9 protein-coding genes are annotated in these 14,265 nt (G+C 55.9%); 8 read left to right on the top strand and 1 reads right to left on the bottom strand.

The annotated features are described in order from the left end of the window. Positions 1–339: 339 nt before the first annotated feature. Entirely contained in the window at positions 340–1,647 is a 1,308-nt protein-coding gene (locus LBW89_RS26890; protein ID WP_148455799.1) for a GDSL-type esterase/lipase family protein, read from the top strand. On the opposite strand, the gene LBW89_RS26895 is transcribed toward LBW89_RS26890, so the two are convergent. Beyond that, entirely contained in the window at positions 1,642–2,421 is a 780-nt protein-coding gene (locus LBW89_RS26895) for a class I SAM-dependent methyltransferase (protein WP_148455800.1), read from the bottom strand. The genes LBW89_RS26890 and LBW89_RS26895 overlap by 6 nt on opposite strands. A 249-nt stretch (positions 2,422–2,670) precedes the next feature. Here LBW89_RS26895 and LBW89_RS26900 point away from each other — a divergent pair, with 249 nt between their 5' ends. From LBW89_RS26900 to LBW89_RS26930, 7 genes are all read left to right on the top strand, one after another. Next, positions 2,671–4,974 (top strand): glycoside hydrolase family 65 protein, encoded by a 2,304-nt coding sequence (locus LBW89_RS26900; RefSeq protein WP_148455802.1) that lies wholly within the window; start codon positions 2,671–2,673, stop codon positions 4,972–4,974. Next, on the top strand, positions 4,971–7,310 hold the full coding sequence (locus tag LBW89_RS26905; protein ID WP_148455804.1) for a glycoside hydrolase family 65 protein: 2,340 nt from the start codon (positions 4,971–4,973) through the stop codon (positions 7,308–7,310). Before LBW89_RS26900 ends, LBW89_RS26905 begins: the two co-directional genes overlap by 4 nt. Before the next feature lie 14 nt (positions 7,311–7,324). Further along, a complete protein-coding gene (pgmB, locus tag LBW89_RS26910; protein ID WP_148455806.1) occupies positions 7,325–7,966 on the top strand; it encodes a beta-phosphoglucomutase in 642 nt (213 codons plus the stop codon). A gap of 818 nt (positions 7,967–8,784) precedes the next feature. After that, entirely contained in the window at positions 8,785–10,599 is a 1,815-nt protein-coding gene (locus LBW89_RS26915) for a sensor histidine kinase (RefSeq protein WP_148455808.1), read from the top strand. A gap of 19 nt (positions 10,600–10,618) precedes the next feature. Continuing rightward, positions 10,619–11,953 (top strand): response regulator, encoded by a 1,335-nt coding sequence (locus LBW89_RS26920; protein WP_148455810.1) that lies wholly within the window; start codon positions 10,619–10,621, stop codon positions 11,951–11,953. 421 nt (positions 11,954–12,374) lie between these two features. Then, on the top strand, positions 12,375–13,214 hold the full coding sequence (locus tag LBW89_RS26925; RefSeq protein WP_225040905.1) for a carbohydrate ABC transporter permease: 840 nt from the start codon (positions 12,375–12,377) through the stop codon (positions 13,212–13,214). A 1-nt stretch (position 13,215) separates the two neighbouring features. After that, positions 13,216–14,082 carry a carbohydrate ABC transporter permease gene (locus LBW89_RS26930; RefSeq protein ID WP_148455814.1) on the top strand — a complete coding sequence of 289 codons (867 nt, stop codon included), beginning with the start codon at positions 13,216–13,218 and terminating at the stop codon, positions 14,080–14,082. The last annotated feature ends 183 nt before the right edge of the window (positions 14,083–14,265 follow it).

Genomic DNA, 14,265 nt, shown 5'->3' on the forward strand with positions numbered 1-14,265 from the left:
TTGACCGCTATTCTTCCCGAAAAAGCGAATCTGGGCGAAATAGCGGCCCAAAACGCCGCTATTATGACGGGCGGCAAGAGAGAGTGCGGACAGGCAGCATCATATCAGTTTTAATGCAACGCTAGTGGAATTAGCAGTGTTTTAAGGTCTTATTTTAAGAAAAAGAGAGCCCAAAACTTGATTGCTGAACCCTGGAGAAGGAAATAAGACCGCCCTTTTGGACCGCTATTTCGGCGGCCGGCTTTGGGTATTTTTAACGGGGAGGGGGTCCCCTCCGCTACTGAATACGTTTGTTTGCAACAAAACGATTGGAATCAATGGGGAAAGAGGAACCATGCAATGAAGAGTTATACGGATTCAAAAAAAGGAAGACACAGGCTGCTTGCCGCTACGCTTGCGGCCGCGGTGCTGTTCGGCGGATGCGGAACTTCCGCTCTGGCGGCGGCGCCGGTAGACGGAGCGGGTGAAGGACCGATACTGAGGCAGGCGGTTTCCGAAGCCAAACAACAACGGCTTATCGTCGCGCTCGGCGATTCGATCACGGCCGGTTATGAACCGGGCATGACGGAAGATTCGGAGCCTTACGGATATGTGGAACGCCTGAGGGAACAAGCGCTGTATCACGGTCGTGCGGAAGCGGTCAACTATGGGATTCTCGGCCTGACGACAAGCGGATTGCTGAATTATTTGACGGCGATCCAGAAAGGGCAGGCGGTTTCGGCCGACCAAATCCAGCAGGGTTTGCCGGATCCGCGGGCGTCTGCCCTGTTCTCGAACATCGCCGAGACGAAAGCCCGGGTGGAGCAGGCGGACATCATTACCATAACGATCGGCGGCAATGATATCCTGGCGCTGATGGACAAAGCCGGGGATATGACGGAAGCGGAGCTGAAGGCCGAAGCGGCCGCCGTATTGGCGGAATATGGGGCGAATATGGAGAAGGCCGTAACGCTTTTGGCGGAGATGAATCCGCGGGCCCAAATCATTTTGGCCGACCAGTATCAGCCGGTCCCGAAACTGGCCGGGGCGGCCCTTTACCGGGAACTGCAAAAGGTTGCCGGCACGTTCACCTCGCAGGTGGACGAACTGGTGGCCCGGTTTACCGCTGCGGGCATAAATATAAAAGCGGCCCATGTGGCTAAAGCTTTTGCCGGGAAGGAACTGTTCCTCACCCATATTTACAAGGAAGATGTCCATCCGACTCAGGCCGGTTACGAAACGATAGCCAAAGTGATGGCGGAGAGTATCTGGGGAGAATACCGGAAGAGCTCCTCCCAAACCGGCAAAAGGGAAATATCTATCGTGATTAAGGGACAAGAACTGTTGACGCCATATCCGCCCGTGGTGAACAACGGACAAACTTTCGTCGCTTTGAAAGATATTACGGATGCCATCGGCGGCCAATCGCGCTGGAATGCCAAAACGCGAACCGCGACAGTCACCTATGAGGGGCGAACGGTCGGCATCCCGATCGGCGCGAAGGAAATCATCGCGAACGGGGCCCGCGTCGCCACGGCGTCTCCGGCCTTTCTGCACCAGGCGGGAAGCGAGCAAAAGGTTTATGCTCCGTTGGCCGTGCTCGTTTCCGGGATCGGACTGGATATCCAATACAGCGCAAAACTGAAGACGGTATTTATTAACTTATAATCCCGGTGGCTTGACGGCTGCTATCCGGAGCCGCACATAATCCGCGTGCCAGGAGCCGTCACGATAGAGCCGTTCCTCCGCCAAATCGGCGATTTTATGATAAACGATCCCCTTCTCGGCATCCCCGAAGCCGGACAAGAAAGGGCCGGCCGCAAATCCGTCCAGCCAATGAAACAAGCCTTCGCGGCTGTCGCCGAGCCGGGTGGGCCGGTCAAAATGCGCCGCAAAAGTAACGCGGAAGCCGGCCTCCTCCAGTAAGGCGCTGTATTCGCCGAGACTGGGGAAGTACCAGGGATTCAGCGTGCCGGCATCCAAGCCGTAATCGGTTCGCAGTACCTCGCTCAGGCATTCGACAATCACCTGAACATTGCCTTTGCCGCCCAATTCGGCGACGAAGCGGCCGCCGGGCTTGAGCGCCTGCCAAACGGAATCGGCTACCGCTGGCGCATTCTTCATCCAATGCAGGGCCGCATTGGAGAATACGGCATCCATCGGCTCGGGGAGCCGGAAACGCTCGGCGTTTCCGACCCGGAAGTCGAGGCCGGGATATTTCTGCCGCGCCTGGGCGATCATCGGCACCGATAAATCCATGCCGGTTACGTCGGCTCCGGCGTCGGCGATTTGTTGTGTCAGATCCCCGGTCCCGCAGCCCAGGTCAAGGATGCGCTCCCCCTTGCGGGGATTCAACAGCTCGACGACGCCCTTCCCGTACGCCGAGACAAAACCCAACTTGTCATCATATATCCCCGGCTGCCAAACTTGCTGTCCGCTCATGATGTCCCCCTCCTTAAAATTCGTGTTGAGTTTATTATGCGACACGCGGCTCAATTGCGGAAATATATAAATCGAATCGCAGTTATAGGTATTGTCTATTAAGTGTAAGATTCCTATTAAACAGGAGGTTCCCCTTCAACTTCGTAAAATCGCACATAAGCTCATTAGACATGGACATTCGGCAAACTCTGCCGTTCCGCTAAGCTGAATGGGTAAGCGGCTTTACTATGCAGAAGGAGAGGACGGAGCATGCCGAAAATCGCGGACAGATATTTGCACATCGATCCATGGAAGGTGGTGGAGGAAGGTTTTGACCGGGGACGAAACCGGGTGTCCGAATCTATTTTTTCACTGGGAAACGAATATATGGGGGTTAGGGGTTATCCGGAGGAGGGCTATAGCGGTGATTCGCTGCTCGGCAGCTATTTTAACGGGCTTTTTGAAGAAAGCCCCGTCACGGCCCATTACAAAGGGATCATCAAATCGCTGCGGTTTATGGTCAACGCGGTGGATTGGCTGCATACGCGGATTGAGCTGGACGGGGAGCCGCTGGATCTGGCGGAGAGCCGATTTAGCGGGTTTCGTCGCGAGCTGGATTTCCGCACCGGGATCTATATCCGGGAGTTCGTCTGGCATCTGGCCGGGGGAAAAGACCTGAAGCTCTCTTTTGAGCGTCTGGTCAGCATGAAGGTGAGCTATCTCGGTTGCCAGCGGATCACGTTTGAGCCGCTGAACTTTTCCGGTACGGTCAACGTGCGGACGGGCTTGGATTTCGCCGTCATTCATGAAGACCGGGAGCGCGGCTACTGGGAGGCGATAAAGGAAGGGGAAGAAAGCGGAATCGTGGCCATGCTGGGCCAAACGGCAACCACCGGCAACCGCCTGTTCTCCGCATTCCGCATTGAGGCACCGGACGCGCTGGAGAACAAGCCGGTCCAGAGTGACCGGTTTATCGGCCGGGATCTGGTGCTGAAGCTTACGCAAGGCGCTCGGACGGTGCTGGACAAACTCGTCGTCAACGTCGCCCAAAAGGACGGTTCCGCTACGGCCGATGCGGTTTGGCGAACGGGGATGGAACACGCCAAGCGGTACACGCGGGACGGTTATGATGCGGCGGCCGCGGAGCAGCGGGCGTATTGGGCCGGAGTCTGGGCGGATTCGGATATCGTGATCGAAGGGGATCCGGAAAATCAGCAGGGCATCCGCTTCTGTATTTTTCAGCTGTATCAGACCTACCACGGGGATAATCCCGGCTTCAACATCGGCGCGAAAGGTTTGACAGGGGAGGCTTACCGGGGACTGGCTTTTTGGGATACAGAATCGTACTGCCTGCCGTTCTATATTTTCAACAATCCGAAAGCGGCGAAAAGCCTGCTGGAATTCCGCTACAAAACGCTTCCCGAGGCGCTGAAACGGGCGAAAGAGCTGGACTGCGAAGGGGCGTTTTATCCGATCGCCACGATCGACGGAACCGAGAGCTGCGACCTGTGGCAGCATTCCAATTTGCAGCTTCATGTCGGCACGGCGGTGGCGTACGGGCTGCGCCATTATGTGAGCATGACCGGAGACAAAGCGTTTTTGTACGAAAAAGGCGCGGAAATGCTGATTCAAATCAGCCGCTTTTACGCTACGCGGGGGCAGTGGGGACAAAAGACTGGGCAATTCGGTTACTTCGGCGTCATGGGCCCGGATGAGTTCCAACTGATGGTCAACAACAACTGCTACATCAATTTCATGGCCAAAAAACTGTTCGAATACACGCTGGAGGTGTTGGATGAGCTGCAAAGCGAGTCTCCGGCGGCTTACGGCGAACTGGCGGTCCGGCTTGGCCTGACGGAGGAAGAGCAGGACGATTGGAGGAAGAAGGCCAAGCATATGAAAATTCCGCGGGATGACCGGACGGGAGTTTACGAGGAACATGACGGCTTTTTCGATCTGCCGCATCTTGATATCCAGTCCATTCCGGTCACGGAGTTTCCGCTGTATTCGCATTGGTCGTACGACCGGCTTTACCGCTATGACATGATCAAGCAGCCGGACGTGCTGATGTTTATGTTCCTGTACAGCGGCGAGTTTACGGCGGAGGAAAAGCGGATGAACTACGATTACTACGAGCCCCGCTGCATTCACGAGTCGTCCTTGTCACCGTCGATCCATTCGATTCTGGCGGCGGAAATCGGGCGTTCGGAGGAGGCTTACAAGTTTTTTGAATTCGCCACCCGCCTCGATTTGGACAACTATAACCGCAACACGCGGGAGGGGCTGCACACGACCTCGATCGCCGCGGCCTGGATGAACATCGTTTACGGGTTCGGGGGGATGCGCTCCGACGGGGATCGGCTCTCTTTAAGCCCGAGCATCCCGGAGCGCTGGACCGGTTACCGGTTCCCGATCACGTACCAGGGGGCAAAGGTGTTCGTCGAGGTGGATCAGGAGCAGGTGTCCATCCGGGCGGCTTCCGGCGGTGAAGTGGAGATGACGGTCTACGGGGAGATTTGCCGCGTTGATGAGACGGGTATCCGGGTGCCGCTGCGGAAGGCGGCAGTGCGATGAGCTGGGTCGTGAAAGAACGCGGGTTCGACCCGGGCAGGATAACGGCGAACGGCAACAAATTTATGATCGGCAACGGGGTTTTGGGGTATCGAGGAACGCTGGAGGAGTTCGGCAAAGAGGAATTAACCGCTACGATCGTTGCCGGGCTGTACGACAGGGTCGGACACAAATGGCGTGAGCCGGTGAACGCGCCGAACGGGCTGGCGATGGCGCTGCGTTGGGACGGGGCGCCTTTCGACGTGCTGAGCGGCGGGGCGGGTGAGCATGTCGGCCCCGCTCCGGAACCGCTCGAGCACGAGCAGTCGCTGGATCTCCGCCATGCGGTCCACCGGCGGCGGACAACGTACCGCACGGCGGACGAAGCGCAGGTGACGGTCACCTCGGAGCGGTTTTGCAGCGCGGCCCGGCCGCATTTGATCGTCAACCGGATTTCCGTGGAGAGCAGCCGGGACGGCATACTTACGATCGTCACGGGCATCGACGGCGACGTGTGGGATATCAACGGACCGCATCTGGAGCGGCTGGAAACCGGGAGCGACAAGGATGAATCCGGGGACGTGCTGACGCTCACCGGATGGACGCATGAACGGAACGTGCCGGTTTCCGTGGCGGAGGCGGTGGATGACGGGTTCGGGAAGCAGCAAGAGCGGCAGCTTCTCCGCGGGGAGACCGCGATCCGGCGTACACTGCGTTTGAACTGTCGAGCCGGGACCACCTATGCCTGGACGAAATACGTCTCCGTGTTCACCGGTCTGGACAAGACGGGGGAGGAGGCGGGCGATCCCCGTTTGGCGGCAATCGCGTCCAGCCGGGAAGCGCGGGGACTGGGTTACGACCGGCTGCTGCGCGAGCATGCCGAGCGGTGGGAGCGCATATGGGACGCGACGGACATCGTGGTCGAAGGCGATGAGGAAGCGCAGTTGGCGCTGCGCTACAGCATGTACCAGCTGCATATCATCGCGCCGGACCGCTCGGAGAAAGTGTCGATCCCGGCCCGCGGATTATCCGGCCAGGTCTACAAAGGCGCGGTGTTCTGGGATACGGAGATGTTCATGCTCCCGTTCTTCCTGCACACCCGGCCGGAGGTGGCCCGGAATCTGATGATGTACCGGGTACACACGCTGGACGGAGCGCGGCGCAAAGCGGCGGAGTACGGCTATGGCGGAGCTTTTTACGCCTGGGAAAGCCAGGAGACGGGCGACGACGCCTGCACGCTGTTCAACGTGAACGACGTGTTTACCGGCCGTCCGATGCGTACTTACTTCCGCGATAAGCAGGTGCATATCAGCGCGGATGTGGCGTACGGCATCTGGCAGTATTACAAGTTTACCGGAGACGAAAGCCTCCTGTTGGACGGGGGAGCGGAAGTAGTGTGGGAGTGCGCCGTGTTTTTTTACACGTACGGCTATTTCAACCCGCGGAAGCAGCGGTACGAAATTCTCGACGTCACCGGACCCGACGAATACCATGAACGGGTGAACAACAACGCGTTCACGAACCGGATGGTCAAATTGTGCCTCCGCATCGCCCTTGATGCGCTCGATCTGTTGAGAGACCGCGATCCGAGCCGTTATGAGGCGCTGCTCTCGGGCGCTTCCGTCCGGCCGGAGCAAATCCGGGAGATGCACGACAGTTTGTATGTGCCGGAGCCGGATGCCGAGAGCGGGCTGATCGAGCAGTTCGACGGGTATTACACCCTGGAGGATGTCTCCCTGGCGGACCTGAAATCGAGAATGTTGAACCCGCACGAATACCTGGGGGGCGGGAACGGCCTGGCGACGACGACGCAAATATTGAAGCAGGCCGACGTGGTGCTGATGCTGCATTTGTTCAAGGACTGCTTCGACCCGGCCGTCAAAAAAGCCAACTGGGCGTACTACGAACCGCGCACCGAACACGGCTCCAGTTTGAGCTCGTGCATTTACGCGCTGGTGGCGGCGGACATCGGAGTACCGGACTGGGCGTATCCGTACTTCATGCGGACGGCGACGATCGACTTGACCGGGGAATCCAAGCAGTACGTCGGCGACCTTTACATCGGCGGCACGCATCCCGCGGCGAACGGCGGGGCCTGGATGGCCGCCGTGTTGGGCTTCGCGGGGCTTCGGTACGATGGCGGCAAGGCGACGCTGAAGCCGGCTCTGCCTTCCTCCTGGCGGGCCGTAGAGTTCCCGGTCCGCCTCCGCCAAGGCGCGTATCGGATTCGCGTCGAGCGGGAAGCGCTCGTGATTACGGCGGAAGCGGGCAATCCGGAGCCGCTGCCGGTTGAGGCGGGCGGACGGGAGTTTGCCGTGGCGCCGGGCCAAGAAATTCATGTGTCGACGATATCATCATAAGGGAGAATGGAATCATGCTAAACACGATGAAAGGGGCGATCTTCGATCTCGACGGCGTGATCGTCGATACGGCCAAATATCACTATTTGGCCTGGCGTTCGCTGGCGCGCCGGCTCGGCTTCGAGTTTACGGAAGCCGATAATGAACGGCTGAAAGGCGTCAGCCGGATGGAGTCGCTGCGCATCCTGCTCGAGGTAGGCGGCGCGATAGCGACGGAGGAAGAACGCGAGGAGATGGCCGCGGATAAAAACCGGGAATACGTCGAGTATATCTCGAAGCTGGAGCCGTCGGAAATATTGCCCGGAGCCAGGGATTATCTGCTCCAACTGCGCGGCCGGGGCGTGAAGATCGCCCTGGGCTCGGCGAGCAAAAACGCCGGGTTCATTCTATCCCGGCTCGGTATCGCGGAGCTGTTCGACGCGGTCATCGACGGCACGAAGGTATCCAAGGCGAAGCCGGATCCCGAGGTGTTTCTTGCCGCCAGTGCCGCGCTGGGTCTGCCGCCGTCCGAGTGCGTCGTGTTCGAGGACGCGGAGGCGGGCGTGCAGGCCGGTAAAGCCGCCGGCTGCCGCGTCGTCGGCATCGGCGACCCGAACATTCTGGCGGCCGCCGACCTTGTCGTCAGCGGCTTGCATGAACTGGCGGCGAAAAAGTAAGCGAAAGGTTCTCCGATCCGAAGTTCCGGATGGGGAACCTTTTTTTGATTTGGAGCTTTAGCCAGTTGAGCGCGCGAAGCGTGCGAAGCAAAAAAACACCTGCTATTCGGGTGGTGTAGTGATGCTTATAGCTAAAAACCATCTGATTGGGTTCGTTATCATAGGAGTGTTCAAGCTACTACGTATAACGAAAGGTAAGGTGGCTTAATGGCTAATCGAAGTGATATGTCACATACAAAGAGGCGCCTAGAGTGCTTCCAAGCTTCCAACCCCAAAAAGATGCAAATCTGCAGGCATTTCCAGCGATTTTAGAGAAACGAGCCGGTTTCGTCGAAAATTACTGCAGATTTGCAGGAATTTTGAAATTTTTGGCCCTAAACAAGAAAAAACATGTACATATGCAGGAATTCTATATTATCAAGGTTGTCTGAAGGGGGGCTAGTAATCATCGCGCCCCTTCAGGGGGAGGCAAAAGCGGCAACGGCATAGTAGCTTGAACGTAGTGAAAGCTAGCGCCTTTAGACGCAAGCTGGTAATAAAGGCTTATAGCCTTAGAGCAAACCACCCATTTGACGGGTGCTTATGGTTGCAGGAATATGGCGTTACCGTCCTTCTTCCACCTCATATTGGCTTCAATTCAAATTGATACTGGCAAAACGCCGGAAATGCCCTACACTAAGAGAAACGGCCCGTCCCAGGCATCCTTGTTGAACGCCGCGCCGCGCGAATCATAGGAACCGCCACAGTTTCCGTAGAAACGCGCATACTTACGGGTTTTCCGTCTTGCTATAGTTAAAGTGACCGGGGGTGCATGGCAGGTGAATTCCGGATTCAAAAATCCGTTGACACAAATCGGTTTAAAGCAGCAGCTGATCCTGGTGTTTCTGGTGCTGGTCGTCCCTTTGTTCATTTTGAACTCCTATGGCAACTACCGGGCGGACCAAATTTTAAAACGAAATGTTTCCGACGCCTATATGGAACTGAACAAACAAAACTTTAAACTGATCAGCCGGGATATCGAATCGATCAACAAGGTGACTTCGACCGTATTCCAACATCCGTTGGTGCAGCAGTTAAATCCGGCCGAGGACGAGAGCATGCTCGAACGGGTCAAAAATTACGAGCGGCTGGAAAATTTGCTGAACAGCTATTCCGCGGAGAGCAATCAGCAGGCGCCGCTTTATTACTCGCTTTTCGTGTATGACCCGACGAACTCGTATTCCTTCGCGCCGTATTATCCGGAGTCCCGGAAGGCGGGAGGGTATTTTTTCAACGAGCGGGAGAAGCCGGAATGGTTCGATGAAGCCGTCGCCAAGAAAGGGAACGGCTATTTGCGGTTGATCGAGCACTTGTCGCCGCCGAACCGAGGGCAGAAAAACCAGCGTACGCTCGCTTACATCCGGGCGATCAACAATATCGCCAAGGGCGGCACGATCGGCGTGCTGGTCGTCACGAACGTGGACGCGCGCATCGGGGAGTCGCTGCAGACGGTTTCCATCCCCGAAGGCGAGCTTTACTTCACGGACTGGGACAACCGGATCCTGACGTCGACCGTTCCTGGAGCGGGCCGGGTGCTGGAGCTGCCACGGGAAGCGGGGACGGCTGCGGGGGATTCCATGATTGGGGCCAAGGACGTTATTACGGATGATTTTATTTACGTCATTAACTATAACGCCATGTTCAAGCATAAGCTGATCTATAAAATTCCGCTCAAGGCGCTGTTACAGCAGCAAAACGAAATCAAACGGATTATTCTCCTCATTTCCGTCGTTTATTTTGCGGTAGGGCTGATCATGATCCTTTATTTCTGGCGGGCTTTGATGACGCCGCTGCAAAAATTGGTCTATTTCGTCAGAAGATACGAACCGGGCAAGGTGGTGCCGCAAACCCCGAAATGGCGCCGCAACGACGAGATCAGCGTGCTCGTATCGTCCATTTACGAGATGGCGCGGCGACTGAACGGACTGGTGCATTACAAATACCAGATGGATATCAAACAGAAAGAGGCTCAACTGCAAATTCTCTACCAGCAGATCAACCCGCATTTGCTCTACAACACGCTGGAAAGTATCTATTGGAAAAGCACGCTGGAAGGCAACACGGCCTCCGCGGAGATGATCAAGGAATTGTCCAAACTGATGAAAATCAGCCTGAGCCGGGGCAGAGAGCTGATTACCCTGGGGGAGGAACTGGAGCACGTCACCGCCTACATCAAGCTGCAGGAGCACCGGTACGAGTACGGCTTCAAGGTAACCTGGGACGTTCCCGCGGCGCTGCACGCGTGCATTATACCGAAAATTACGCTCCAGCCGTTAATTGAGAACGCTATCATTCATGGCGTCAAAAATATGGGCGAAGATGGAGAGATCCTCATCCGCGCCAGGGAGCGAGCGGGTCGGGTGGAAATCGCCATCGGGGACAACGGTTATAAGACGGTGGATTTCCCGGCGATCGACAAGCTGCTTAACGACGAAAGTCCAAGCCCGTCCGTCGGGTACGGCATCCGTAACATTCATCAGCGGCTCCGTCTGCATTTCGGGACCGAATTCGGCCTGAGATACGAGGCGCGGGCGGAGGGAGGAACGCTCGTGACCGTCACGCTGCCTGGCCAAACGGAGCCGGCGGAGAAATAACGAAGTGGGGGAATAGAACATGTACAACATCCTGGTTGTGGACGACGAACCGCTCATTTGCAAAGGGCTGGCTGGGCTGCTAACGTCCTCGGGCCTGGGCATCGGGCAAATCATGACGGCCTATAACGGTCATGAGGCGCTTGATTATGTCCGAATGGAAGACGTCGACCTGATTGTGACGGACATCCAAATGGGGGAGATGAATGGAATCGAGCTCATGCATCAAGCGAAGATGATCAAACCTTGGGTGCAGGCGATCATTATTTCCGCCCATGAGACGTTTCAATACGCTCAGATGGCTATCCGGCTCGGCGCCAAGGATTACCTGATCAAGCCGCTGAACGGCGAACAGTTTCTCGATTCCGTCCGGAACACGCTGCTAAAGATGGATAAGCCGGTGCCTAGGATGGACGAATGGTTGTCCGGAGACCGGGAGCATTTTCAGATGGAGGAACTCCACCCGGAGAATGTCGAGCGGCTGAAGCGCCTGCTGGCCGATTCGTCCGAGCTAGCGGAGCCTTATGAAGGGGATGATTCGGGAGATATGCGCCCCTTAGGGGTGGCGGGGCCTTATTTTTCCGTGCTGAAACTGAAACTGGCTCTTCCCGGCGGAGAAGCACCGTCGGCATATCGGGAACGGGATGTCCGGCTGCTGCAGTACGCCGCGTTGAACATCGTCAAGGAGCTGCTGCACCGGGAATGGAACGCATTGTCTTTTTACACGGATGAATTGGAGATCGCCATCATTATACAGTGGAGCGAAGCGGAATACGCCGAGTCCGGCGTGAACAAGATCAACCAGCTTGAAATGATCGGGCGGACCCTGCACCATCATATTCACAAATATTTGGGAATGGGGTGTATCGTCGGAATCAGCCAGATTTTGAAAGGCCCCCGTTTTCTCCGCGAACTTGGCGATCAGGCGGATAAAGCGATTCTGTGGAGCGGAGAGCATCGGGACTACCATGTGTTTTACTATGGCGACTTCACCTGGCATAACTACGCCGAGGACCCGTCACGGGAAGAACTGAACACGCAAACCAACCGAATCGTGGACGGCGCGAAGGTCTATATTGAACAAAATTACAGACAGAAAGGCCTGACGATTCATGAGGTCGCCAAGAAGAACCACGTCAGCCCCAATTATCTCAGCTACCTGTTCAAAAAGAATACGGGCCACAATCTGTGGGAATACGTGATCCAGCTGCGGATGGAGGAAAGCAAGTCGCTCATCCTGAACACCGACCTGCGCCGTTATGAGATCGCCGAACGGGTCGGGTACGAATCACCGGAGCATTTCAGCAAGATCTTCAAAAAATACTTCGGCGTCAGCCCCAGCGAGCTGAAGAAGTAAGAAGTAAGATCGGCCATACTTCACATAGTTTTAGACATGTTCGCGGGTAACCCTCTTTTCTACAATTATAGAGGTAGTTCAAAAAGTCGTCTTTTGATCACGAAGCAGGTCAGGAAGCGAACTCGACGTCGAATTTTGAATTCAGCCGGGCCTAGCGTATGCTTCCGAAGCATGTTTCCTACGGAAACATTTCAGTTGCTCACGTAGGTTCGCCTACGCTCCGCTACTCAGTCCCTAGCTTCACCCAATCTTCTCGGTGCTGAAAACCCGACTTTTTGAACTCGCATTAACAAAAGACATTAAGAAGAAAAGAGGGAGACAGATGGGGGAAACGGTCTTGAGATCGGAGAGCGGGCAGCTTCAGGATACGAAAAAACCGACCCAAACCAAACGACGGCGCGGATCGAACTGGAAGAAATACATGACGGGGTATTTGTTCCTTGTTCCGGCGATCGTCATTTTTATTGTGTTTTTATGGGTACCGATCGTGAAGGGAATGGTATACAGCTTCTATCATATCGATTTCGTCAACGGAAACACCTTTGTCGGACTGGAAAACTATGCGAAGGTGCTAAGCAATCCCGACGTACTGCTGTCGGTCCGAAACACGCTTTATTATATGCTTTTGTGTCTCGTGATCGGGTTTTGGGTGCCGATCGCCGCTTCCATCGCGATCTCGGAGCTCAAGTTCTTCCAGGGCTTCGCCCGCATAGCGGCCTATCTGCCTTACGTCGTCCCCGGGGTCGTTCTGTACGGGCTATGGCGATGGATGTATGACCCGGTCGGCCCGATCAATGCGGTGTTAGGCGCTTTCGGCGTCGATCCGGTCGCGTTTATCTCCGACCCGAAGTGGTCGATGGTTTCGCTGGTATTTATGGAAACCTGGCAGCAGTTCGGCTCGGCGATGCTGATTTATTTGGCGGGGGTACTGAGCATCCCGCGGGACTGGTATGAAGCGGCCGAAATCGACGGTGCCGGGGTCTGGAACCGGATTCGGTACATTACGCTGCCGTCGATGCGCAATTTGATCGCTTTGATGCTGATCCTGCAGTTGATCGGAACTTCGCAAGCTTACCAGTCCCAGCTGGCCATGCTTGATGGCGGCCCCAATAAGGCCACGCTCACCTATGCCCTGCTGACGGTGAAATACGCGTTCACCCAGCTGGATTACGGATCGGGTACGGCGTTGGGCGTCCTGATGTTCCTGGTGCTGGCGATTCTGGGGATCGCTCAATTCAAGCTGAACAAGGAGGAGTACTAGCATGAAAGAAAGAGGGATTTTGTCGCCTTCCGATCTGCGGAAGCCGTTCAATAAGGCGATCTACGGCTTGATGGTGCTGTGCATCGCGGTCATGGCGGTGACCATGCTGTACCCGATTGCCATGACGCTGTTTAACGGTCTCAAGAGCAATCCGGAGGTCAACTCGTTTCCGCCGCGCTTCTTCCCGCAGGAATGGCATTGGGAGAACTTCGCCAAAGGCTGGACGTTTATAGATTTGCCGACCTATCTGAAGAACACGATGCTCGTTTTTGCCGGAAGCCTGGTGATGATCATCCTCGTGCTGGGGCTAGCCGCCTTCAGCATTTCCCGGATTCGTGTCCCTTTCAGCCGGGCGATTTACTTCTTCATTCTGATGACGCTGTTTATTCCGGCATCCAGCTATATGATTCCGAACTTCGTCAATCTGAAGGAGCTCGGCCTGTTGAACACGTACTGGGCTTTCTGGCTTCCGGCGGGGGCCAGCGCCTACTATTTCCTGCTGATCAAAAACTTCTTCGACGGCATCCATCCGGAAATTTTCGAAGCGGCCCGGATCGACGGGGCTTCGGAGTGGACCGGTTTTATCCGCATCGCGGTGCCGCTGTCGGTGCCGATCTTCGCCACCCTTGCGATATTTATCTTTTCCACCGCATGGAACGATTGGTTCTGGCCTTCGCTGGTCATGCAGACGGAAGACAAGTACACGCTGGCTACGGCGATTTACAAATACGTGGTCAGTGCGCGGAGCCTCGACACCAACGTGAAATTTACGATTCTGTTCATGGCGATGATCCCGCCGATTTTCGTCTTTCTGGTGTTCCAGAAGTTCATCATGCGCAGCGTCAGTTTGTCCGCCGTCAAGGGATAACGCTTTCAAAAATCGTAGGCCTGCACACGATAGGAATACGATCGCACATCGTATGCCGGCAAGTTCTCTTTTAAGATGAAGATGTCATTTCAACTGCGAGTTCGAAAAGTCAGGTTACTGGCATCTTCGCGATCGAGAGAGGAGAACGGCTTTGCGAACACTCGACAAACCATACACGAAAAG

The sequence above is a fragment of the Paenibacillus sp. alder61 genome, from assembly GCF_020179875.1.
Lineage (GTDB): Bacteria > Bacillota > Bacilli > Paenibacillales > Paenibacillaceae > Fontibacillus > Fontibacillus faecis.

Bases quoted from the DNA above. Each gene is read 5' to 3' on its own strand.
- LBW89_RS26900 (WP_148455802.1), top strand. From the start codon at position 2,671: ATGCCGAAAATCGCGGACAGATATTTGCACATCGATCCATGGAAGGTG.
- LBW89_RS26905 (WP_148455804.1), top strand. From the start codon at position 4,971: ATGAGCTGGGTCGTGAAAGAACGCGGGTTCGACCCGGGCAGGATAACG.
- LBW89_RS26920 (WP_148455810.1), top strand. From the start codon at position 10,619: ATGTACAACATCCTGGTTGTGGACGACGAACCGCTCATTTGCAAAGGG.
- LBW89_RS26895 (WP_148455800.1), bottom strand. From the start codon at position 2,421: ATGAGCGGACAGCAAGTTTGGCAGCCGGGGATATATGATGACAAGTTG.
- LBW89_RS26890 (WP_148455799.1), top strand. From the start codon at position 340: ATGAAGAGTTATACGGATTCAAAAAAAGGAAGACACAGGCTGCTTGCC.
- LBW89_RS26925 (WP_225040905.1), top strand. From the start codon at position 12,375: ATGACGGGGTATTTGTTCCTTGTTCCGGCGATCGTCATTTTTATTGTG.
- pgmB (WP_148455806.1), top strand. From the start codon at position 7,325: ATGCTAAACACGATGAAAGGGGCGATCTTCGATCTCGACGGCGTGATC.
- LBW89_RS26930 (WP_148455814.1), top strand. From the start codon at position 13,216: ATGAAAGAAAGAGGGATTTTGTCGCCTTCCGATCTGCGGAAGCCGTTC.